We start from the raw sequence: 22656 nt of genomic DNA, 5'->3' as shown, positions 1-22656 counted from the left end.
AACCTCTTTTTTTATTTGTGCGCCCCTATTCGGTGCACATAATATTCGAGAGAGAAACCTTTAGGTTTCTCGGTTCGCCACTGGCGCTATTTTTTTTATAAAAAAAGCCTCCCATCCGGGAGGCTTTCTTATATCTCTCTTCTCTCAATTCAATCGATTAATTAGCACCCCAGTTAAACCCGGCACCACCATTTACACCAATACTAAATTGGCCATTAAGACCACCACCGGCCATTGATCCATAGTTAGTCCCTGAATTATAGTAACCGTTATAAGAGTTAGCATAAATATTTTGTTGAGCATTGTATAAGTTCTGATACAGTGCTTGGTTAGCATATGCTACGTTTCCTTGGTTCTGGTAATTACCTTGAGCAACAGCTTGTCCTTGAAGGCCATTGATGTAGCTTTGAAATTGTTGTGCTTGATAACCATTATTATAGTTTCCATTTGCACCCCAGTTTCCATTGGCACCCCAACCACCGTTAGCATTACCATTTAGGCCCCAACCGTTTCCACCGTTGACTCCCCAACCAGCGTTTCCGTTAACACCCCAACCATTATTAGCGCCAGATCCCCAACCTCCGTTGACTCCCCAACCGCCATTAATATTTCCGTTTCCACCAGGAAATGTATTTCCACAAGCACATGGTGCTGAGATACACATACAAGCAGGGTTTCCACCACCGTTGCCCCAGTTACCGTTTCCACCGCCGTTGATTCCCCAACCGCCAGAGATAATTCCACCGTTTCCAGGGCCTGGATATGTTGGATAAACTCCACCATTACCCCAGTTACCATTTCCACCGCCGTTAACTCCCCAACCGAGATTGAAACCTGCATTGATACCTGTTCCAGGATACATTCCCCAGCCAGATCCAGGGTACATTCCCCAACCTGCGCCAGTGTTCATCCCAGGGTATGCGCCAGTGTTACCAATATTAAGTCCAAAATTTAAACCAGTATTCATTCCGAAACCGTTCCCCATTCCGAAACCATTACCCATTCCAAAACCGTTGCCCATTCCCATGCCAAAGTTAGCACCAAAGCCTGTTCCAAAACCAGTTCCGTAAGGGTATCCACCCATTCCCATGCCCATTCCAAAGCCTGAGTTCATACCGAAACCTGGGTACATTCCACCGTAGATATTTCCAGGGTACATTCCAGGGTGTCCGCCCATTCCCATGCCACCATTGATATTTACACCAAAGCCAGCATTACCACCTGTTAAAAGTCCTGCAAGTGCCGAACCAGCAAGAGAACCTAGTGGGTTCATATAAACATTAGCTTGGTAATTTCCACCAAAGCCATTGCCCATGCCCATTCCGTTACCCATGCCATTACCCATTCCCATGCCCCATCCGGCATTTCCATAGATATTGCCACCAAAGTTAGGTCCACCCATTCCACCAAGGAATCCACCTGTGTAACCTTGACCTAGCCAACCGTTACCTACACCACCGAAAGTTCCACCAGTAAGACCAAGTCCTCCAGCGTACATACCGTAGCCATAACCGTTACAAGAATTAAGCATTGATGTTTGTTCTTTTGGAAGAACAGGGTTTGCACCTCTTTCAAGGTTATAATCTAAATAGCCATCGATTTGGCCATGACATGATTTAATTCCATTTTCATAAGCATTTGCCCATGACTCTTGAGAATCAGCTTGGTGTTTAGTGGCGAAAAAAACACTCCCCATTGCTGCAAGTGAAGGAATTGCAACTTTTGCAACTTCGGCCCACTCATTTCTTTCAGGAAGTTTAGGTAAACAATCGACACAGAAGTCATTACTTCCAGAGCTTCCACGAGATGCTCTTGTTACACATGCTTGAGCGTCATCTTCATAGCCATTGTCTCTTAAGTAGATACAATCACTGATGTCGATCTCAGCATATGTATTCAGCATCATCATCGCCAATAAGATGCTTTTTGTGCCAATAAGTCTTAACTTCATAGTTTTCTCCATAAAAACTTTAACAATCCTCAACTACTTAACGACACTTTATGAATGAAACTTGAGTAAACTATCGACTTTTTCTATAAAGTACTGATTTAACTGATTAATATTACGTTTACGAAGCCTAAATTTAGCGATAAATTGCGAATTATGAGTAATATTTTTTGGTGGATTCTCCTCATTTGCGTATTAATTTTTGCTACTTATGCGGCATTTGTTATTAAAGGTGAAAAAAAAGTCGCCTTAAAGAATGCTGTAAGCTTCCCCTTCCATGGACTTGAAATTCCAATCCCACCTTGGTGGACCCTCACAAGCGACAGTAGTGAATTAAAAGTATTTGAAAGAACTGACACACGTTATGAATGGCAGTCTCGCTTTAGCTTTACTGATAAAAACTATGTTGATTTGCAAGCGGCCTTTGAAGAGCTGGCAATAAATAATGAACTTGTCTTTGATAAAGATACGTCAATTATTCATGGGCCAAAATCTTTTGAAAAATTATATGAACAAGGTATTGAAACTCTTCGCGTGGAAGGAACGGCCACAAAAAGTCATGAGCTTCGTGTCTACTACGATGCTGCCCTATTAAAAACTGAAGATGGAATTGTCATTTTAGAAAGTGAAAGTTCTGTCTTAAATGGTTTGCTTGAAGGACCGTTTTTCGAACAGTCACTACACAATATTAAAAAGAAATAAAAAAAGCTCCTTTCGGAGCTTTTTTATTAACGTGTCTTAAATGTTCTAATATTTTGTACTAGGAAGTTGTGAATTTCTTCGTCAGTTCCGAAGACATCATCGATGAATTCACAATCAATTAAGAATGCAGTCATGCGGTTTGCAATATTGTGTAGTGATTCTACTAAGTATAGACCACCAATATTTTCACCACTGAATGACTTAATAATTTCTTTACGAGCATGGTTGAACATTTCAGACTCAGTTACGTCCTCAGGCATATTATCTACACCCATTTTCTCTTCAACTTCTTCGATTGCTTGATCGCGAATATCTTCATCAGTTGCAAGTGATACACCAAATTCAGTCGCCATTGATTCGATAAGTTTTTCACGATTTGCAATATCGAATTCAATAACACCCTTTTCCTTAAGTGTATTAATTGTATGACTCGCTAAATTTTCGAGTGTTTCAAAATTTGTTCTCATTTACTGCTCCAAATGTGTAATCTCTTTAAGTTTAACGACTTGCCACTCATGAAGCAAGAAAATTTATGATTACTTCCATTCTAATTTCGACGGATTATCTTATTTAAGAAGCGCTGAATTAAAACATAATCACCCAAGACACTTAGCGCAATAACATAGGCAAAAGCGCCTGCGCACGCTGCAACAACGAAGGCCGCAAGATTATCAAGAGTTGAAAAGATATTGTTTGGGAAGTATCCACGTACATACTGTGTAGCATAAAAAGCTAATAGTGAGCTCAAACCAATTTTAAAAAATCTTAAAGGAAAGAAGAATTTCAGTTTCAAGTCCAACAACTTGAATAATAGAATCGACTGAACAAGGATGATAAAAATCATCGAAATCGAAGTTCCCATCGCAAGAATTTTAAATCCATAAGTATCAACAAGTGAGAAACAGAAGATAATGTTAATCCCAACAGCGATCGAAGAAATGATCACAGGAATTTTTGGCTTATCTAATGTGTAAAAGCTTGGAGAAAAGACTTTATAAAGTCCATAGAATGGTAACCCAAATAAGTAAGCATAGAGTGCTTCTGTTACCATCTTCGTATCATCAAGGCCAAATGCTCCACGTTGAAAAGAAATAGCGACGCAGTCTTGAGCTAGAGCAAACATTAGTGCCATTGCAGGCATGAGAACAAAAAGACTCGTTATATAACTTGTTTGAAGTGCACCCTTCGCTTCTTCTTCTTTACCTCCCCTCCAAAGTTCAGAGAAGTAAACAAGGTTTGAGTTTCCAATTGAAACTCCAAGAATGCCGACAGGAAATTGAAAGAGCCTAAATGCATATTGAAGCCAAGAAACGGCACCGACAACTGCTCCCGTTGCTAAGAAAGTTGAGACTAAGAGATTAATTTGTGTGGCCGCAACACCAATTGTACCAATACTCATGCGTTTTAAAATTTCTTTTACATCACTTGAGAAAAGCTCAATCCCATCTAGCTTTACAAGGCCCTTTGAAAAGAGCATTGGCACTTGAATAAGCATTTGTAAGAAACCACCAATGAGAACACCTACTCCAAGAGATACAATTGGGTGAAGGTTTCGTGCCTCTAAGAACTTAGGCAGCGTTATCATTGAGACGATCATGATAATATTGAATACCGCCGGGGCCATCGCTGGCGCAAAGAACATCTTATAAGTGTTAAGAACCCCCATAAATAATGCGGCCACTGAAACAAATGCTAAAAATGGCGACATCATTCTTGTCAAAAGCACAGACATTTCCAAGCGATTTACATCTGAAGTAAAAAGCTCATTTGTTAAAATCTGAATAATTTGTGGGGCGAAGATAAAAATCAATAAACAAACAATTGAAGTGATAGCAAGTAAGACAATGGCCATGGACCAAAGAAGCTTACGAGCATGTTCATCACCATCCTTCTTGGCCGAAGTAAAAATTGGAACGAATGCAGATGAGAATGATCCCTCTGCAAATAAGTCACGCAACATATTTGGTATACGAAAGGCAATTTGATAGGCATCAGTAAGTCCTGAGGCACCAAAAAGTTTGGCCATTAAAATTTCTCTAGCAAAACCCAGAACACGACTTGATAGTGTCGCGATGGCCATCTTAATAGAGGATAGTAAAAAATTCTTCCTGTGTTCTCTTGTCATTCCAATATTTTGCACCACCCTATCTGACTTAACAAGCTTCCAGTAGTTGCCAAGTGAAGGATTATTAACTAATCTTGCTGCCATGAGAACAGAGCTTGAAAAGTCGATTAATCACATTCAAACAAAGAGCGCCGTAAACTGGGATGAGTACTTTATGCTTCAGGCCATTATGGCCAGCTTCAAAAGTAAGGACCCGGCCACAAAGGTAGGATGTGTATTTGTCGATGAGAACAACCACCAAATAACTTTTGGTTACAATGGCTTTGTTGCGGGAATTGATGAAACTAAACTTCCTTGGGGAAAAGAGAGGACTCTCCCTCTTGAGCAGCAGAAATATGGATACGTTGTTCACGCCGAGGCCAATGCAATTCTTCACTCTAATCACAAGCTCTCTGGAGCAACTTGCTATGTGACTCTCTTTCCTTGTCACGAGTGTGCCAAGCTTCTAGCTTCTTCAAAGATCAAAGAAATCGTATACTTACAAGACAAGCACGCGGGTACTGAGTCAAATCGCATCTCTCGTCGTATCTTTGACTTAACAGGGGTTAAGTATCGTCAGCTTTCACTTGGTGAGCACGTACTTGATTCTCTCATTGCACACTTTACGGACGCCTTCTATCGCGAGTAACCCACCGTGTAAACATGGTTCATATCAGTAAAGAGTTCCTAGACAAGTTTGACTAATAAAACTATAGTAAGCCCATTGAGACGTATGGAGTAAAATATGGTTTTATCGAAGGTTAAAAAAGGCGTAAATGTTAAGATCCTCTCATTTGATAAGGGGCTTAAGCATAAGACAATTATGACAGGACTTGGGATTCTTCCAGGTGATGCAATTCAAGTTATCGCTCCTTCATTCCTAGGCTCCCCTCTTACTCTTAGATTAACAGATGGTGAAACAGTTGCCCTTCGTCTAAGCGAAGCAAGTCTCATCAATGTTGAGGAATTACATTAATGAGAAAAATTTTACTTATTGGCCCTGCAAACTCAGGGAAGTCGGCGATCTTCAATCTTCTATCAGGAGCAAATCGCAAGGTTGCAAATTACAACGGTATTACTGTTGATACGGCCACAGCAGGTCTTATTTCAAATGCCCGTCATGAAGAAAAATTAGCAGTTGTGGACCTTCCGGGAATCTACTCACTAGTTCCTTCTTCTATTGATGAAGCTGTAACAGTTTCCACTTTAATTGGAAGAAATAATCAAGTAACAGAATTCCACGAAATCGTTTGTGTTGTTGACTGTGCTCGTCTGGACTCTTCTCTTTCACTTGCTCTTGCTGTAAAGAAGCTCTTTGGTGGAAAGATTAAAATCATCTTCAACAAGTACGACCTTGATGTAACAAAGAATTATGACTTTGATAAAATTGGTGAACATATTGGTGTTCCTTATATCAAATTCTCGACAATGAGAGACAGTGGAGCAACTCTTGAGAACTTCTTAAGAGAGAATGCTTCAGACGAAATTCTTTTACCATCAGGAAAGATTAAACTTTCAAATGAATCAACGGAATACAATCCATTTAATGTAAGCTTTGAGGAAGATCAATTTGTTGAACTTCAAAATGAAGTTTCTGCGCTTTCTCAAATTGAAAAATACCAAAGAGAAGCAAGAGATCTAAAAGCATCATATGCTATTGGTAAAAATAAGAGTTTAATTCAACTCTCAAATAAAATTGACCAATTCGTTCTTCATCCATTCTTAGGTGGAGTTATCTTTCTGGCAATTTTCTACTTAATCTTCCACTCAATTTATACATGGGCAGGTCCTGCCATGGATCTAATTGATGGCGGAGTTGGTGCATTCGGAGAATACGTTGCAACACTACTTCCAGAAGGTATGTTAAATAGCTTTATCGTTGATGGAATTATTGCAGGTGTTGGTGGAGTTGTTATCTTCCTTCCACAAATTATGATTCTCTTCTTCTTACTTAGTCTTCTTGAACAAAGTGGATATATCTCACGTGCCTCAATTATCACAGACCGCGCGATGTCTTACTTTGGACTTAATGGAAAGGCCTTCCTTCCATACCTTTCAGGCTTTGCTTGTTCTGTTCCAGCAATTATGGCAACGAGAACTATTTCAGATAAGAAAGAAAGACTTGCAACATTAATGACGATTCCACTCATCACTTGTTCTGCAAGACTACCAGTCTACATTCTTCTAATTGGGACATTTGTTCCAGAAAAGACTGTTTTTGGAATCTTTAACTCTCAAGCACTTGCCTTTTTCTTCCTTTATTTTCTAGGAAGTATTGTGGCCCTAATTATTGCAAAGATCTTTAGATTAACTCTTTATAAAGGAAGCACGACTTCATTCATTATTGAGTTACCTCTTTATCAAATGCCAACTTTAAAACCTGCTTTTAAGTCAATGTTTTTCAAAGGAAGAGTATTTCTTAAAAAGGCCGGGACGATCATCCTAGGTCTTTCAATGGTAATCTGGTTTCTTTCAACTTTTCCAAAACCAGCACAAGAGATGCTTGTTGGAAAAACAGAAGCTGAAGCTGCTGCGATCTCTCTTGAGCATTCAACAATTGGCCAATTTGGAAAGCTAATTGAGCCAGTTATCAAGCCACTTGGATACAATTGGAAAATGGGAGTTGGGATCACTGTTGCAATGGGTGCCCGTGAACTCTTCGTTTCAACTCTAGGAACGATCTATGCCCTTGGTGATGTGGATGAGGAGTCAACAACTCTAAGAGAAAGACTAAGAGCTGAAATTGATCCAGAAACAAATGAGCCAGTATTTAACACGGCCGTTGCTTGGTCACTTTTAATCTTCTTTGCCTTTGCTATGCAATGTATCTCAACACTTGGGATTGTTCGCAGAGAAACAGATGGATGGGGACATGTCTTCCTAATGTTTGGATATATGACAATTCTCGCCTATGGTGGAGCATTTGTTACTTACCACCTACTTATTTAATTACAATTTTTATCTTTAGATACTATCGATAACCTCACGGCATCACTTAGAAGTAAGCCGATGTCGCGAGGGTCTCTTTCAAAAATCACTGTCACAACTTCATTTTCTTTAAACTCATGTTTTCCTAAACCTACCCAACCACTCTTGGCCTCGGGCATATTATAACTAACAAAAGTCGTAAAGATTTCCACATCTTCTTGAAAGATACTCACTTTAACATTCGATAGAGCACCAACAACAGTTGGACGATATATTTGTAAGCAGTAATCGGACCTCTTTGGCATGAAGTTATAAGTTGAATAGGCATATTCATCTTCACTCATGCGCACACTATTGCCTTGTGCTCCTTTAAGTTTACTATCCACCCAGTCACCATATTCGCGATAACCATCTGTTCCTTTAAAAGTTTTCTGATTAATGGCCTTCGCCACAATCGTTGCACTCTCATCAAGCTCCTTATAAATCATTCCTTGGCAATCCTCGTAATCACCGAGCTTCTTAAAGATGACCTCATCAGCTCTTAAAAGCAGCGGGTCTTCTGCGCCCTTTGAAATAATCACACGACTCTCCTGTCCTGAGGTAAAAGAGAATTCCCCTAAAGGATAGAGACCTTTTTCATTACTTGGAAGTCTTAGACTGAAGTTGGCCAGACCAATTTCTTCAACACCATCAAAAATATCAACGATTGCATTGTCCGTTGCATTCATTGATGGCACTCGGTAGTACCAAATACAATAAGTCGAATCACCCAAAAGATCAGTCGTGTAGATGGCCCTTGCACTTGAATCATTGGTGTAGCGGCTGATGCTTCCCTGATAACCTTTCAAGTTATCCTGAAACCAATTACCTTCTTGTATAAAACCAACGCTATCATCGAGGGAGTTTGGCCTAGAGATATCAAAGAAGTTCCCAATAACGACTTCTTCTTCGCCTTCAATAAAGGTGCTGGCCGGAACCCTTGAGTTGACGCTTAGTGATTGATCTACAATCATCTCACTTCTTATTTTTCTAAGATTGTGCCCCCTTCCAAGACAGGCCACGAGAATAATGATGGCCAATAAGGGGAATAAAATAGTGAACACTCTTCGTTTCTTCATGACTGTGCCTCTGATATGTATCTTATCAGTCGTTCACAGAAATTCTAAAATGAAGAAGGGTAAATTAACTCAAGTATTATTAAGAGATCACTCTTTTATAGAGGCTACAGAATTGTTTTGTAGATCTCATAGCTTTCATCATCAAAGCAACAGAAGATCACATCATCAAATTCTTCAATAGCATCAAAGCTTTTTACTGCTGAAGTTGCAGTAATGGCCGCTTCAATTTTTGGATAGCCAAAAATTCCAGTTGAGATACATGGGAATGCAATTGACTTACATTCATTCTCAAGGGCCAGAGAGAGTGCGTAGATATAGCATTTTTCAAGTAAGTCCGCTTCACCATTTGCTCCACCTTCCCACTTTGGTCCAACAGCATGAATGATAAATTCCGCAGGAATATTAAAGGCACGAGTCAATCTTGCTTCGCCAACTGGACAACCACCTGCTTCAGCAAGTTCCTTGGCAAGTTCTTCACCACAGGCAGCATGGATGGCACCATCAACGCCCCCTCCAGCTTTAAGTTCACTATTAGCTGTATTCACAATGGCATCAACATCAAGAGTTGTAATATCGGCTTTAATTACTTGAATATTTTTCATAAGGAATTTCTAGCACGAATCAGTTTAGATTTCATCGTAAAACTTTAAGATTGTGCGTGCATACCAATATTTTCTCTCTCCAGGCTCACCATTGTAGTCAACGAGTGCCTCATAATAGTTGGCCATGAGATCATCTTGGTAATTCTTTGCCAGATAGACCTTTAAGAGGATAGCACCATACACAAGGGACAGGTCGAGATCATCTAAGAACAGCAACTTTTGCTGCGCCCAGCTCCTCTCTCGCAGCCACAAATGACTCCACTCAGGCATGCCATCTAGTAAAATATTATTTAGATAGAGTGTATTTTGTAAACTTGCATAACTTGGGCCACGTTGACCTAATTGATCAGATACTTCCTGGGCACCAATTGATGTGAATTGAGTTAAGCCTACTGCACCAGTTGGAGAGACCGCCTCACGCATGAAATTTGACTCCATTCGAATCAAGGCAAGAAATAGCTTCGCATCAACCCTAAATTGATCAGCAACTTCAATAACTCGCTCAGTAATCAGTGTGGCCTCGGCCGCTGTAACGGCCGGATTCTGCTCTAAAATATAAGATAGGAAATCCCTTTTCGAGTACTCTTGAGTAATTTGATAATCCCTAATCATATCCTCATGACTGACAAAGTATCCCTCAGGAATATAGGAAGCAAGAGAAGCTGATAGAAACAGTTGGCCGAATATAAGTATAGCTAATAACTTCTTTAAAATTCTCATATTTTTCATACTTTTACTTTTTTGCATCATGATAATTATGGTTAACGAAAAACTAAATAGCAACTTACAAAAAGTTTCTAATATTAGGGTTACATGTAGCAAGTTGCGTTCTATAATCGCAATACAAGAAAAACTTAAAAAATCCATGGAGGCCTGAGTGAAACCATTTATCGTCGTTTGTGATGGAATGGATGCAGAAGTTTTTGCATCTCTACAAGCTATCAACGAATTAGAAGTTCACCCAAAAGCAAAATTAACTCAAGACGAGATTAAAGAATTACTACCAAAAGCAAATGCTCTTGTTATTAGATCATCAACGACAATTGGAGAAGAGTATCTTGAACTTGCTCCAAATCTTAAATATGTAATCCGCGCAGGTGCCGGAACAGATAATATTGATAAAGTTAAATGTGGCGAGCGTGGAGTAAAGGTTTCAAATACTCCAGGTGCCAATAATAACTCAGCAGCAGAACACGCTATCGCTCTTATGATGACAGTTCTAAGACATACTGCTGCTGCCGACGCCACAATGAAAAATGGCGGATGGGATAAATCAAAGTACACAGGAAATGAACTAGCTAATAAAAAAGTTGGTATCGTTGGTTTTGGTCAAATTGGAAAGATCGTTGCAAAACGTCTTCAAGGATTTGATCCACAAGTTAAATTCTTTGATCCATTTTGTGAATCAAGTGAACTTGATTATGTTTCTAAAGCAAATACTGTCGAAGAAATTTTTGAAACTTGTGACATCATCACACTTCATACTCCACTAATGGATGCAACGAAAGGAATGGTGAACAAGGACCTATTTAATAAAATGCAACCTCATGCAATTCTTGTAAACGCTTCTCGCGGTGGAATTGTTAACGAGGAAGACTTAGCTGTTGCTCTTATGGAAAGAAAATTTAAAGCAGCAGGCTTTGATGTTTTCGCAACTGAGCCATTAGAAGAAGACTCACCTCTTCGCAAGATTTCTAATCTTGTTCTTACACCACACCTAGGAGCTTCTACTGATGAAGCTCAACTAAGAGTTGGAGAGATGGCCGTAAATCAACTGAAAGAATTCTTTTTAAACGATAATTTACTACATGAGGTTAAAGCTTAATTATGAAATCACTTGCGATTATTGGCTCTCAATGGGGAGATGAAGGTAAAGGAAAAATTACAGACCTACTTGGTTTAAAATGCGATGTTGTTGTTCGCTACCAAGGAGGAAACAACGCTGGTCACACGATTATCGTTGGAACAAAGAAAGTTGTTCTCCACTTAATTCCTTCAGGTATTTTACATGATCACTGTGTCTCAGTTATTGGTCACGGTGTTGTTCTTGATCCAGAAGCATTCTCTAAAGAATTAGAAAATGTAAAAAACTCTGGGTTATCAGTTTCCCCTGAAAAGCTAAGAATATCTTCAAACACTTCTGTTATCACTTACTATAACCGTCTACTAGATGGTCAACGTGAAGCGAAGGGACCTGTTAAGATTGGGACAACAGGAAAAGGAATTGGCCCAGCTTATGAAGATAAGATTTCTCGCAAGGGAATTAAAGTAAAAGATCTATTTAACAAAGAGATCCTAACTGAAAAATTAAAAGCAAATCTTTTAGAGAAAGAAACTCTTTTTAAAAATCTCTATGAGTGCGAATACCCAAGTGTTGAAGAAGAAGTTGAAAGACTGATGACACTTGCAAAAGAAATTGAACCATTTGTTTGCGATACATTTAGTTTCCTCGATGAAGCCAAACGCGCAGGAAAGAAGATCCTTTTTGAAGGAGCTCAAGGTGTGCTTCTTGATATCGACTTTGGTTCATACCCATTCGTAACATCTTCATCAACTGCATATGCAGGTATCTACTCGGGAGCAGGTCTTCCAGGTGGAACAGTTGAAGAAGTCTTAGGAATCACAAAAGCCTACACAACAAGAGTTGGAGAAGGGCCATTCCCTACTGAACTTTTTGATCAAATGGGTGAAGATATTCAAACAAAGGGTGGTGAGTTCGGTGCGACAACAGGACGTAAGAGAAGATGTGGATGGCTAGACCTTCCTCTTCTAAAATACTCTGTTAAGTGCTCAAACCTTACTTCTATCGCTTTAACTAAACTTGATGTTTTATCTGAGATGGGGCCTCTAAAAGTTTGTACAGGGTATGAGTACGAAGGTCGTACGATTGATTGTGCTTATCCAGGAATTGATTTGGCCAAAGTTAAACCAATTCTAAAAGAAGTAGCAGGCTTTAACGATGACTTCAAAGGTGAACTATCACAAGAAGTTAAAGACTATATCGCTCTTATCGAAGAAGCGATTCAAATCCCTGTTGGGATTATTGCTTTCGGACCTGAAAGATCTGAAATAAAATTCCTAAAAGAATACTTCTAAGTATAAAGAACTTCGGCCCTGAGTTACCTCAGGGCCTATATCCATCTTGTGTCGGTTTTTTTTGAGATGGCCGTCGCAGAAAACCATCATTGAGGCGAGTGCCTAATTCAAAGCTACTCATAGATTGTGTGTGGTATATGCTCTATCGCATCTTTATAAGCGCGATGGATTTTTAATTTATAAAGCCCTTGTGCCACCGCGGGAGAGAGAGAGATGTACGCAGTAGCACAAAGATTTTTTATCAGTAAGACACTTCTTCAGATTCAGAGAGGGACTTGAGAAATTAAAATCGGCAAGTGGAGTTTTTAAAAGCAGAACAAAAAATTCTAAGGCTTGCCAACCTTGTTTCCTACTGACAAGACTAGAATATAAAACTTGGCCTACCTGAGTGTTCAAGTTGTGTTAGGAAAACGTTTTTAATTGTTAATTAATTGTCAAAAAGACCGTGAGCGCCGCAGCAACTAGCATAGCTCAGCAAAAACCTTGTTGTCTTTAAACTCAATTAAGCGAACCTGACGGATTTGATTCTTTAAATCACCATCATGTGCAACTTTAACGCGAATAAAGTTCGAAGTGTAACCTTCCCATAAGCCTTGCTTGTCTTTCCTTTCAAAAAGGACCTGAGACGTTTCTCCAACGTAATCTTCAGAGAACATATTAAGCTTAGCATCTCCAAGCATCATCAGAGTTTTCACACGACTCTTCTTAACTGGGTGCTGAATATGATCTTCCATACGGGCAGCAACCGTATTCTTTCTTTTAGAATATGGAAATACGTGGAAGTGAGTGATTGGTAAATCTTTTAAAAGATTAAATGTATCTTGGAATTGTTCGTCAGTCTCTCCAGGGAAACCACAAATAACATCTGCACCAATTCCTGCGTTTGGAAAACGCGTGATAATTTTATTAATGATTGTTTTATAATCTTCAACTGAATACTTACGCTTCATATTTGTTAAGATCTCATCGTTTCCACTTTGCATTGGTACATGGAAGTGATCAAGAAACTTGGGATTAGCTTGCATATAATCAAGAAGCTCATCAGTAATTGTATTTGGCTCAACACTTCCCAGACGAATTCTCTCTAAACCTTCAAGAGCATTTAACTCTCTTAAAAGATCTAAAAGTTTTTCACCTGAAGTTGTTTCATACTCACCAATATTTACACCAGTAAGAACAATCTCTTTAAAGCCTTGAGCAACAACAGCTTTTGCTTCTTCTATTGCCTGAGCAATTGAAACTGCCTTAGAGCGTCCACGAGCAAAAGGAATGATACAGAATGAACAAACGTAATTACATCCATCTTGAATCTTTAAGAAAGCTCTCGTGTGTCCTTCTTCTTTAGAAGTAGCAGCTCCGAAAAAGTCTTTCGACTTATCAATATGAATTGTATCTGTTTCATCTTCATTTAAATAATCGAAGACTTTATATTTTTCACTTGTTCCTAAAACAAGATCAACACCTGTCATCTTTGCAATCTTTGGTGCATCCATTTGAGCGTAACAACCGGCCACAACAATCTTTCCATCTGGAGAAGAACGGTGTGCCTTACGAATAAGATTACGACAAGTCGAATCTGCACTATCCGTTACAGTACAAGTGTTAATAAAAGTAACATCAGCTTGCTCACCAAATTCAACAACTTTATACCCACGCTCAACAAAGCCTTGAGATATTGTTCCCGTCTCAGAAAAATTTAAACGACACCCCAAAGTATGAAATGCTACTTTTTTTCCGTCCAAGTCTTCTACATTATTTTTTATTGAATCCACTTCTGTTGTCACTGAAGCCTACCTCTTAAAACACTAGTAATAATGGGCTAAATTAGCTCACAAGGCCTTTAATGACAAGGTGGGCGATAAAAAATACTAAGGGTAAATAAAATTAACTTCTTAAAAAAATTACACTTTTTTTTTATTTTTTTTAAATTCCCTGTTGACTTCTGAACCAAGATTACTTATATTCAATCTCACCAAAACACAGATGGTCTCTTAGCTCAGTTGGTTAGAGCATCTCCCTTTTAAGGAGAGGGTCCTGCGTTCGAGTCGCAGAGAGATCACCATTTTAAATGTTTTTTGGTTTCCAAATCCGGGAAATAAGTTAGCGCTCCCATCGTCTAGCCCGGTCTAGGACACCGCCTTTTCACGGCGGTAACAGGGGTTCGAATCCCCTTGGGAGTACCAGTTTTATAAAGAAGCCAGACCTAGTCTGGCTTTTTTATTTTCTAGACCCTACTTGGTCTGTTTTGGTCTGGTCGACCACCTAACCACCAGATTGGCCAAATAAGCCATCTAAACTTACGCCCTCACCAAATATCAACTCTTGGCCATGATACCTTGATAAGCAGTATTTGCAATGTATATCAAAACTATTTTTCTTCAACACCCCTCCTTCTAACAACTTAACTCCAAAAACCTTACCTACGAACTACATCCTTCCCCCCATGTTAGCGCCGGAAATTGACTCCATCTCTAAAAGCAACGTGATAGAGAGGGAGTCAAATTCTCGGCGCGAATTATATGAATCATTCCCATAGCTTAACGAAGGATAAAAAAATCATATCCTCTTCAATCAACACAACATCACACATCAATCGACATGCAATCGCTGCTCATTCGCAAAGCCAAATTTCTACATACAATGCTTAAATTCGATAAATCAATAGGCTGTAACCACGGTGGTTATTTATTTTATAAGTGCGGGATTTTAGGTGACGTGAAATGTTCACGGTGGTCATTTCTCTTCTGCACATGAAAAAATGATATTTTTTATTTGCTTTCTATGAATTCATAAAATAAACGACCAAGAAATGATAATTCATATCCATTGATATCTAATCTAATATGATTAAGATCAAATCCTTTTATCAAAAATCCTTCCGTATCAGATAGGTTAGAGGCTTTTTTTAGTTTGTACCTTCGCACAAATTCAAATTTCTGTTCTTCATAATCAAAATGTTCATTTAAATAAGCATCACATTCTTTATTCAAACTTGAGTTCACTCCGTTTTTATTTTCTAATAGACCTAAAGAGACTAAGTTCACAATACTAATATGTGGAGTCATTCCTTCACCTTCAATCTCACGAGGAAAGTAATCCCTAGCTGAATTATAAAAAAAAGTTCCCTTATCTCCACTCTCATAAAGTCTATAACGAACTTCAATTAAATTACCTCTATACAATGACTTGAGTAATAAAATATCCTGGTTACTTAAACTAGGTACAATATTCACTAATCTTGGATGAACTCTATCTTGGTACTTTGCATAAGATGCCTTGTATAAGATATCAATATAAACCTTTCGAATTTCAGGGCAATTAATATAAGAGAGCTTCTCAATAACAGGCACGCCAATTTCAGGAGCAATACTAACTAACGGCCCACACTCTTCCCCACTCTCAATTTTTTCATTATAGTCAATTAGAGTTTCTTCAATTTTATCTTTTTCATGTGAGCTATTTGTTATTAGATTATTAACCTTCCATACAACATTTGCTAAGGTTGTATCTAAAGCATTGCTTAACTTAGGGAAAGTTTTCCTTAACTCCCTCATTCCTTTAGAAACATCAGCATTAACTTCTGTATTTACTTTTATTAATGAATTATCTTTTTTCATATCCACTCTTAATAGTTTCCTAACATAATATATTTCATGAATTATATATCACTATTAGTGTCTCCTCATTAAGAAATTAACCCATGATAACTTCTTCTAATTTATTAACTTTGCCTGTTACAACAAGAACAGTAAAATTCGACACTTGCAAAGCAAACTTATAGTTAAGCTCTCCTTATCAAAAACACTAATATTTAAAGGTCATCAATACGATTAGTTATTAAGTGCCAACAGAGGGAGTAAGGTGAAAAAGGAAGTAGAATACTTTTTCGAAAATGTTTATTTCGAAATTTTTGAAATTAGAAATGAGTTTGAAGTAGAGTCTTTTAACTTAACAAAAGATTCATATTTTAGAATACCAACATGTTTTATAACATTATTTTCAAAAGTAATTGTTCCTATTATAAACATGCTAGAAGCCATCTTTTTTTGTAAAATAGAGTATTTTAAGAATAATACAAAAGGAAAAAATTTATTTATAAAAGCTGTATGGACAACATGTTTACTTATTCTAGTATTTTCATTGTCATATAAAAATATATCTATAAGCTCTAATAATCTAGACCCAAAAGGCTACGCTTTATTTATTGCTATTTTCTTTGGACTATATTGGAATGCAAGGAATGTATTTACAAGGAAATGGGACTATGCTGCAAATCTATTTAACAAGTTATGCTTTGATCTACCATTTAAAAGCTATAAATCTAAAACAGCAAAGCTAATTACCATTAATTATACTCAATCAACATTAGCAATAGATTTAATGATGCTTGAAATATGGTCTCATAAATCATTTCACAAAACTTTTCTAGAAACTCTATTCAATGCAATAGCCTATAGTGAATTCAAGAGTGAATACGAGAAAAACCCTAGTTCGATTAATATCTGTGAATTAAAAAGAATTATAACTAAAGAATATAGCAACATATTTAACAAAAAAGTTAATAAGTACAAAAAGATAAAAGATGTTATTTCAACATTTCAGTCTGACTTATCTGACTATGTCATCAACAATGATTACATTTTTTAAAATAGCTATTAGTATAGCAAGACAGGGATTAAATACTATTTTACCACATATAAATTAAAAGCACTTTATTGTAGTACATAACATGAGGAGTTAGCAGTGCAAGATTTAATTATTGCAAGACTCAATGAAACACAAATACAAAAAGCGAAAGAAGTTAATGGGCCCAGAAAACAAATTACTCATGTCTTAATTTGTGGTACCTATGGCCAAATATTTGGAACAGAAAAGCAATGCTTAAAATATTTTACTCCATGGAAGAGAATTTTTAAAGATCTTTTCAATTCATCAAAGAGGCTTGAATCAATAGAGAAAATTTCAGACTTTAAAACAACATTTAATCTTGTTCTTAAACTACAAGAGGATTACAACAAGCTACCAGCTTCTAGCCGCTATAAATATAAAAAATTATTGGAGGAACTTGAGCAAGAAAAACAACTCAATCCTACCAAAAGATCTTGGCTAAGCAGACTACTTAAATTCTAAGGAAAACTAATGACTCGTTTAATTTCAGTAACTTTATTTTTATTTATTTTAAGCTCTTGTTATGGTGAAACTTCTGCCCCAGATCAAAAACTAAAAATTGTCTCTGCCTCAATTGTCGAATTTAAAGAAAATTATGGAAAGGAAGAAGGTGACGCAACACACGAAGCGTTAAATATTTGCTTTGATAAAGAATTAACAAAAGAAGACTTCAATTGTCTTTTTGGGCCAAGATGTTCTCATCATATCAAATTCAAGTTTAAATTCAGTAACGGGGAAGAACGTAAATGGTGGAACTATGAAAGTTTAGGAAATTTAGATTTTGATCATCTAACTGCACCAAAAGACTGGAAACAACGTTGTTTTAACATTTACAAAGAACCACACTGCTATAAAGGATATACCAGATTTAATGACTGCTCGACCTATAAGGTGTTTAACAAAGGCCAAGTAAGTGATCTTGTTATTGAGTATTATTGGCAAAACAAGCATGTAAAACTTGGAGAAGGAAAACCTATGTTAGTTGATACTTTCAAGCAAGACTCTCTTTAGAGAGTATTTCTAAATACAGTTATATTGAAACGGAAGTTTACGTTAAAGATAATTATATCACAACTAGCTCAATTACTAGAGTATTAGTAAATTTCAATACTATCATACAAGAGCAGGTTTCTTTTTTAGAGTCAAAGAAGCTCCCAGTCCCTGAGCCAGTAAGGCATTTTGAATTAACATCTGAGATATTTAAATTGTACAATTGAATCTAATTCTTAGAATAACTATTCATTCTTTTAATGATATACAGAAGTATTAAGATGCAATCAACTTTAGAATCTCATCTGCTTTTTCAAGAGCACTATCATATTCAATTGCCCACTCTTTCTGCTCACTGACCTCGCATGAAAAAAACTTCCGTTGGCCAAAACCTTGCTACAGAGCCAATTAATTCCTCTGCTTATTCAATATATTCTTCAGAAAGGGCAGGATCCTTTTTAAGCGTTTCTATAATATATTTTTGCCACTCTGAATCCTCATCTCGTAACTGCCATAAAATCAAATGAAATACGATGTAAGGGAAGAAAGGTAAACGACTGATTTAACTCCTAAGTTTTTGTTAATATTGAATTATTTTTTGCGTCTGGATATCCCCTTGGGAGTACCAGTTTTATAAAGAAGCCAGACCTAGTCTGGCTTTTTTATTTTCTAGACCTTAGTTTTCATTAAATTAAAAATTTCATAGCTCATTAACGAGAATGGAATATCTACAGACTCTAAAATAAACATTTTCTAATTAGCTCAAAAAATTATAGTTAACTATCATATTGAAATTTCACTTTAAGTAAAAAAGGAATAGATAATGAAATATTTTATTGCCGGCGCTTCCCTATTATTCACATCAATGCTTTTTGCAGAAGAGAAGAGCTTTGAAATCTCAAAAGGTTTACTTGCCCTTGAAAACTCTAGTGGGAATGTTTCAATTACAGGTACAGAAAGTAGCTTAATGAAGATCTCTTACACAAAAAAGAGCTGGGACGAAGGCTGCAACTTAAATATTGAACAAAGTGATAATGTTGTAAGTGTAAAGGTTCAAAAGACTAAGAAAAAAAGCTCTGGCTGGTTTTCTGTTGGGCCACAATGTGAAGTAAACTTTAATATTACAATGCCAAAACAAGTGAGGCTATTATCGAAACTAGGCTCTGGAGATACGTCAATTACAGGCCTTAATGCCAACAGTGATCTTAGCTCAGGTAGCGGACAAATTAACATTACAAACTCAGCAATGGACTCATTAAAAGCATTCCTTGGAAGTGGAGATATAAATGCTAAAGGTCAATTTAAAGAGGTAGGCCTTGAATCAGGAAGTGGTAATATTAAGCTTATCAATCCACAGATCAAAACACTGAAGGCCAATATTAGTTCAGGTAGTGGTGACATTACAGTGATTGTCCCAAAAGGCATGAAAGTGAATTCAAAGCTAGAATCGGCCAGCGGAAAACTTACAAACAAGGCCGGAAGTAGTGACGACTCAAAAATTTCCATTAAAGCAAGTACTGGAAGTGGTGACGTTACTATCGAAAACATATAAGAAACTCAGTTTAGAAAGCGCCATGATAAAAAGTGGCGTTTTTTTATTTTTTTATTTTTAAATTTGAAGATAATAAATGAAATATAGGCGCTTAATCTGCTGTAATCACGAAGCATATCTCATGCTAGTACCCCACACCGGAAGATTCTAACCCCTTTAAATCACTGGACTCTTAAGACATCGCAAATATAATTTAGGTTAATTAAGAACATAATGAGGGAGGATGAATGAAATTTATCTTAATCGCACTTCTATTCACTAGTTGTGCAACGATTTTAAATGATCAAACACAAAAGGTTAATGTTACGACATCACACAACAAGAAAGAAAAAATCAATATTCAAGGACGTACTTATATTGTTCCTGGAATCGTTGAATTAAAGAGACAAAAGGATGATGTAATTATCCAATCTGAAAATGAGAAATGTACACAGTACCTAGCAAAGAGTACTGTTGACCCAAAATTCTTTATCAATATTCTAACTGGTGGAACATTTGGTTCTTCAACAGATTACGGTTCAGAAAAGATGTGGCAATTTGATGAGCCAATTCAAATTAACTGCATGTAATATTCAGCAATCTATTTCTAATTTAATAAAGGCCCCTATGCTAGGGGCCCTCTTTTTCATTATTCAAAATGTAAATGCACAAAGTATTGCACAAGATCCACACTGGGTTAACCTACTCTACTTAACAAACGGCAAGCAGGTTATCGAAGATAAAAAGTTTTATCTATCTTCACATAGTCCTACTCCAGAAAGCGAGCTTCATTTATTACAAAAAGAATTGGACTCCAATTTAGAAGTCATTAAGTGTCGTTTTCCAGCAAGAGCCTACTGGTTGAGTAAAAAGCTTAATCGTGAAGCTCTTAGCTTCTCTTCTTGTAAAGGTCTCAATGAGTTTTTAACAAAGGCACCACTAGAAGAGATAAGCTTGGTATTTGCCTCTGAAAATGTATCGAATCCATCAAGCATGATGGGTCATACTTATCTCGAGTTTGGTGGGAATGATAAAAGGCACGCTCTCACTTTTTATACAGAACTCGAGGGGATTAACCTTCCTAAAGTTATGTTTGAGAGCATTGTGACAGGTAAAGAGGGCTTCTACGCTCTCTCTCCAGCAAGTCATCTAGAAAAAGGTTACCTTAAAGAAGAAGGTCGAAATATATGGAAGTATCACCTCAATCTTACTAATGAGCAAAAAAAGTTACTCCACCTACACCTATATGAATTAAGAAGAATTAAACTAGATTATTACTTTCATACATTTAACTGTGCCACACTAATGAACTATATTATTGCAACAGTTTGGCCTAGTATAAATGATCATAAAGCTAATTGGATGACTCCATTAGACTTAGTTCGTGCAACTCATAAAAGTGGATTAATAAACGACACAAAAGCGATTCTGGCAGATAAGTGGCTAGTCAAGGCCATTTATGAAAACCTTGAAATTGATCCACTAAGCATTAATGAAATAAAGCAGAAAGGAATTGCTTCTATTGAGGAGCTCCCGCAGCTGGAGCTCGCCCAAGCATATAATCGATATCAATACTTTGAAGAAAGTAAAAACTATAAAGAGTTCTCTCTCTTAAGCGATAAAATTGATAGAACTCTTGAGCAAAGTTTTCCAAATGGTACCCTTGATTTTAGTCAGTATAAGAATCCTGCGAATGCTCCGTCGAATTCACAAGTCTACTTATCACATCAATATTTTAGAAATGATAAAGAGGAACAAAGAAGTATCCTAGGCCTTCTGCCAGCTTCTCACCTTCTTAGCGATGACAATAGAATGTATATAAACGAAAGTGAATTAAGAGTTGCAAATGTTGAGCTATCATACTCTAAGTCAAAACTAAGACTTAATAAGCTACTTCTAATTGGTGCAAAGATTTTTCAAATATCAGATCCCTTAACCGGTGGGATTTCCGGTGGCTTTCAAATTGGTTATACGGACTATATCAATCGCCATCTAAAGTTTGAAAATGACTTTAAAATTGGTGCCGATATTGGAAAAACATTTCGCCTTCACCGCGATATTGATTTTTACTTAATTCAGCAAAACTCATTATATACATCAACAGACTTCTATATAGCAGGGCTCTCTACAGGTATAATTCTTCGTTCATATGAGAGTTTAAAATTTCACCTTAGGTATTCCTTAAGCTTTTATGTACCAAATCAATATGAGTATCTCGAAGAAGCAGTCCTTGATACCTCATATCGTATTAACAAGAACTTAGGCTTTATCTTTAGTCTAAATGCATCTGAAAATTCTACGAGAAGTATTCAATCAATCAAGCTAGACTTGAATTACTACCTTTAATACGTGATATGCACCTTCATTTTTACACACTTTGTTTACAACTATTGTAAATAAAATATATTCTCAAAAAAAAATATAAGGGATATTTATGCGAGAAATAAAAGCACTGCTTTTAATAACTGTTATCAGTTTTTTTGTAGCTAGTTGCTCTAATTCAGAAGATAAGCCAAAAGAGAACACCAATCAGGCCTTAGTTAAAACTCAGGAAGAAACTGAACTTATCGAATCATGGCGTAGAGTTGTAATCGACTTGAGTGATTCATATTATGAATACTATAAGCTCATTAGTACTCCTATTGACGATAGTATTATTAATCTTGATTCTGATGATTTTGATGCTGTTGAATCATTAGTTATTTTAAATGATCTAAGTGGAGATATTATCTACGCAGAGAGCGAGCTTACTTTTTATATTCTTCGTAGCTATGAATTACTCGTTATAAATATCGAAAACAGTGATTCAGAAGGGTCAAAAGTAGCTGCACAACTTCTTGAAGACTTTAATTCTGAAAGTGGTTTTCCTGATAATATTGAAGATATTAAAGAGATGGTCAAACAAAGACATCATGAAATAGAACAACAAAGAACGAGAGCTATTGAAAAGAATATCTCTAAATAGTTAC

At 36.9% G+C, this 22656-nt stretch carries 21 protein-coding genes and 2 tRNA genes; 15 read left to right on the top strand and 8 right to left on the bottom strand.

Annotated features, from left to right (window positions below; translation table 11 throughout):
* Positions 1-157: 157 nt before the first annotated feature.
* Entirely contained in the window at positions 158-1951 is a 1794-nt protein-coding gene (locus ABMA79_RS06075) for a hypothetical protein (protein ID WP_393091081.1), read from the bottom strand.
* Between the two features lie 153 nt (positions 1952-2104).
* On the opposite strand from ABMA79_RS06075, the gene ABMA79_RS06070 reads away from it, so the two are divergent.
* The gene (locus ABMA79_RS06070; protein ID WP_393091079.1) at positions 2105-2650 is read left to right on the top strand and encodes a hypothetical protein; all 546 of its coding nucleotides are present in this window, start codon (positions 2105-2107) and stop codon (positions 2648-2650) included.
* Positions 2651-2676: 26 nt separating this feature from the next.
* On the opposite strand, the gene ABMA79_RS06065 is transcribed toward ABMA79_RS06070, so the two are convergent.
* Positions 2677-3117, bottom strand: a complete 441-nt coding sequence (locus tag ABMA79_RS06065) for a DUF507 family protein (protein WP_021268496.1) — start codon at positions 3115-3117, stop codon at positions 2677-2679.
* A gap of 80 nt (positions 3118-3197) precedes the next feature.
* A complete protein-coding gene (murJ, locus tag ABMA79_RS06060) occupies positions 3198-4775 on the bottom strand; it encodes a murein biosynthesis integral membrane protein MurJ (RefSeq protein WP_393092448.1) in 1578 nt (525 codons plus the stop codon).
* Between the two features lie 82 nt (positions 4776-4857).
* On the opposite strand from murJ, the gene ABMA79_RS06055 reads away from it, so the two are divergent.
* From ABMA79_RS06055 to feoB, 3 genes are all read left to right on the top strand, one after another.
* Positions 4858-5403, top strand: coding sequence for a dCMP deaminase family protein (locus tag ABMA79_RS06055; RefSeq protein WP_052607433.1), 546 nt, complete (start codon positions 4858-4860; stop codon positions 5401-5403).
* Positions 5404-5499: 96 nt separating this feature from the next.
* Positions 5500-5730 (top strand): ferrous iron transport protein A, encoded by a 231-nt coding sequence (locus ABMA79_RS06050; protein WP_392858368.1) that lies wholly within the window; start codon positions 5500-5502, stop codon positions 5728-5730.
* The gene (feoB, locus tag ABMA79_RS06045) at positions 5730-7703 is read left to right on the top strand and encodes a ferrous iron transport protein B (protein ID WP_393057207.1); all 1974 of its coding nucleotides are present in this window, start codon (positions 5730-5732) and stop codon (positions 7701-7703) included. Before ABMA79_RS06050 ends, feoB begins: the two co-directional genes overlap by 1 nt.
* Here feoB and ABMA79_RS06040 read toward each other — a convergent pair.
* The 3 genes from ABMA79_RS06040 to ABMA79_RS06030 form a co-directional block, all read right to left on the bottom strand.
* Positions 7700-8695: a hypothetical protein gene (locus ABMA79_RS06040; RefSeq protein ID WP_393091076.1), complete on the bottom strand. Its 996-nt coding sequence runs from the start codon at positions 8693-8695 to the stop codon at positions 7700-7702. The two genes, feoB and ABMA79_RS06040, sit on opposite strands and share 4 nt — an antisense overlap.
* A gap of 209 nt (positions 8696-8904) precedes the next feature.
* Positions 8905-9402, bottom strand: coding sequence for a macro domain-containing protein (locus ABMA79_RS06035; RefSeq protein WP_393091073.1), 498 nt, complete (start codon positions 9400-9402; stop codon positions 8905-8907).
* A 24-nt stretch (positions 9403-9426) separates the two neighbouring features.
* Complete coding sequence (locus ABMA79_RS06030) at positions 9427-10131, bottom strand: transglycosylase SLT domain-containing protein (RefSeq protein WP_393091070.1); 705 nt, start codon at positions 10129-10131, stop codon at positions 9427-9429.
* Positions 10132-10279: 148 nt separating this feature from the next.
* Here ABMA79_RS06030 and ABMA79_RS06025 point away from each other — a divergent pair, with 148 nt between their 5' ends.
* Positions 10280-11227 (top strand): hydroxyacid dehydrogenase, encoded by a 948-nt coding sequence (locus ABMA79_RS06025; protein ID WP_392858358.1) that lies wholly within the window; start codon positions 10280-10282, stop codon positions 11225-11227.
* 2 nt (positions 11228-11229) lie between these two features.
* Positions 11230-12498 carry an adenylosuccinate synthase gene (locus ABMA79_RS06020; protein ID WP_392858355.1) on the top strand — a complete coding sequence of 423 codons (1269 nt, stop codon included), beginning with the start codon at positions 11230-11232 and terminating at the stop codon, positions 12496-12498.
* Between the two features lie 461 nt (positions 12499-12959).
* Here ABMA79_RS06020 and mtaB read toward each other — a convergent pair whose 3' ends face one another.
* Positions 12960-14282, bottom strand: coding sequence for a tRNA (N(6)-L-threonylcarbamoyladenosine(37)-C(2))-methylthiotransferase MtaB (gene mtaB / locus ABMA79_RS06015; RefSeq protein WP_393091067.1), 1323 nt, complete (start codon positions 14280-14282; stop codon positions 12960-12962).
* A gap of 201 nt (positions 14283-14483) precedes the next feature.
* On the opposite strand from mtaB, the gene ABMA79_RS06010 reads away from it, so the two are divergent.
* A tRNA-Lys gene (locus ABMA79_RS06010) sits at positions 14484-14560 on the top strand.
* A 43-nt stretch (positions 14561-14603) separates the two neighbouring features.
* A tRNA-Glu gene (locus ABMA79_RS06005) sits at positions 14604-14681 on the top strand.
* Between the two features lie 585 nt (positions 14682-15266).
* Here the strand turns inward: ABMA79_RS06005 and ABMA79_RS06000 are convergent.
* Positions 15267-16115, bottom strand: coding sequence for an Abi-alpha family protein (locus ABMA79_RS06000; RefSeq protein ID WP_393091064.1), 849 nt, complete (start codon positions 16113-16115; stop codon positions 15267-15269).
* A 244-nt stretch (positions 16116-16359) separates the two neighbouring features.
* Here ABMA79_RS06000 and ABMA79_RS05995 point away from each other — a divergent pair, with 244 nt between their 5' ends.
* The 7 genes from ABMA79_RS05995 (at position 16360) to ABMA79_RS05965 (ending at position 22652) form a co-directional block, all read left to right on the top strand.
* Positions 16360-17145 carry a hypothetical protein gene (locus tag ABMA79_RS05995; protein WP_393091061.1) on the top strand — a complete coding sequence of 262 codons (786 nt, stop codon included), beginning with the start codon at positions 16360-16362 and terminating at the stop codon, positions 17143-17145.
* Positions 17146-17241: 96 nt separating this feature from the next.
* Positions 17242-17628, top strand: coding sequence for a hypothetical protein (locus ABMA79_RS05990; RefSeq protein ID WP_393091059.1), 387 nt, complete (start codon positions 17242-17244; stop codon positions 17626-17628).
* A 9-nt stretch (positions 17629-17637) separates the two neighbouring features.
* Positions 17638-18177, top strand: coding sequence for a hypothetical protein (locus ABMA79_RS05985; RefSeq protein WP_393091056.1), 540 nt, complete (start codon positions 17638-17640; stop codon positions 18175-18177).
* An 802-nt stretch (positions 18178-18979) separates the two neighbouring features.
* Positions 18980-19708 carry a DUF4097 domain-containing protein gene (locus tag ABMA79_RS05980; RefSeq protein WP_393091054.1) on the top strand — a complete coding sequence of 243 codons (729 nt, stop codon included), beginning with the start codon at positions 18980-18982 and terminating at the stop codon, positions 19706-19708.
* Positions 19709-19935: 227 nt separating this feature from the next.
* A complete protein-coding gene (locus tag ABMA79_RS05975; RefSeq protein WP_392858347.1) occupies positions 19936-20277 on the top strand; it encodes an adenosine deaminase in 342 nt (113 codons plus the stop codon).
* Entirely contained in the window at positions 20249-22033 is a 1785-nt protein-coding gene (locus ABMA79_RS05970; RefSeq protein WP_393091052.1) for a DUF4105 domain-containing protein, read from the top strand. The genes ABMA79_RS05975 and ABMA79_RS05970 overlap by 29 nt, the downstream gene beginning before the upstream one ends.
* 88 nt (positions 22034-22121) lie before the next feature.
* Complete coding sequence (locus ABMA79_RS05965; RefSeq protein WP_393091049.1) at positions 22122-22652, top strand: hypothetical protein; 531 nt, start codon at positions 22122-22124, stop codon at positions 22650-22652.
* Positions 22653-22656 lie beyond the last annotated feature (4 nt).

The organism is Halobacteriovorax sp. HFRX-2_2 (assembly GCF_043196705.1).
Lineage (GTDB): Bacteria > Bdellovibrionota > Bacteriovoracia > Bacteriovoracales > Bacteriovoracaceae > Halobacteriovorax_A.
The sequence above is the reverse complement of the archived record's forward strand: the minus strand, read 5'-3'. Positions and strand labels throughout refer to the sequence as shown.

Bases quoted from the DNA above. Each gene is read 5' to 3' on its own strand.
- ABMA79_RS06075 (WP_393091081.1), bottom strand. From the start codon at position 1,951: ATGAAGTTAAGACTTATTGGCACAAAAAGCATCTTATTGGCGATGATG.
- ABMA79_RS06070 (WP_393091079.1), top strand. From the start codon at position 2,105: ATGAGTAATATTTTTTGGTGGATTCTCCTCATTTGCGTATTAATTTTT.
- ABMA79_RS06065 (WP_021268496.1), bottom strand. From the start codon at position 3,117: ATGAGAACAAATTTTGAAACACTCGAAAATTTAGCGAGTCATACAATT.
- murJ (WP_393092448.1), bottom strand. From the start codon at position 4,775: ATGACAAGAGAACACAGGAAGAATTTTTTACTATCCTCTATTAAGATG.
- ABMA79_RS06055 (WP_052607433.1), top strand. From the start codon at position 4,858: ATGAGAACAGAGCTTGAAAAGTCGATTAATCACATTCAAACAAAGAGC.
- ABMA79_RS06050 (WP_392858368.1), top strand. From the start codon at position 5,500: ATGGTTTTATCGAAGGTTAAAAAAGGCGTAAATGTTAAGATCCTCTCA.
- feoB (WP_393057207.1), top strand. From the start codon at position 5,730: ATGAGAAAAATTTTACTTATTGGCCCTGCAAACTCAGGGAAGTCGGCG.
- ABMA79_RS06040 (WP_393091076.1), bottom strand. From the start codon at position 8,695: ATGATTGTAGATCAATCACTAAGCGTCAACTCAAGGGTTCCGGCCAGC.
- ABMA79_RS06035 (WP_393091073.1), bottom strand. From the start codon at position 9,402: ATGAAAAATATTCAAGTAATTAAAGCCGATATTACAACTCTTGATGTT.
- ABMA79_RS06030 (WP_393091070.1), bottom strand. From the start codon at position 10,131: ATGAAAAATATGAGAATTTTAAAGAAGTTATTAGCTATACTTATATTC.
- ABMA79_RS06020 (WP_392858355.1), top strand. From the start codon at position 11,230: ATGAAATCACTTGCGATTATTGGCTCTCAATGGGGAGATGAAGGTAAA.
- ABMA79_RS06000 (WP_393091064.1), bottom strand. From the start codon at position 16,115: ATGAAAAAAGATAATTCATTAATAAAAGTAAATACAGAAGTTAATGCT.
- ABMA79_RS05985 (WP_393091056.1), top strand. From the start codon at position 17,638: ATGACTCGTTTAATTTCAGTAACTTTATTTTTATTTATTTTAAGCTCT.
- ABMA79_RS05980 (WP_393091054.1), top strand. From the start codon at position 18,980: ATGAAATATTTTATTGCCGGCGCTTCCCTATTATTCACATCAATGCTT.
- ABMA79_RS05975 (WP_392858347.1), top strand. From the start codon at position 19,936: ATGAAATTTATCTTAATCGCACTTCTATTCACTAGTTGTGCAACGATT.
- ABMA79_RS05970 (WP_393091052.1), top strand. From the start codon at position 20,249: ATGAGCCAATTCAAATTAACTGCATGTAATATTCAGCAATCTATTTCT.
- ABMA79_RS05965 (WP_393091049.1), top strand. From the start codon at position 22,122: ATGCGAGAAATAAAAGCACTGCTTTTAATAACTGTTATCAGTTTTTTT.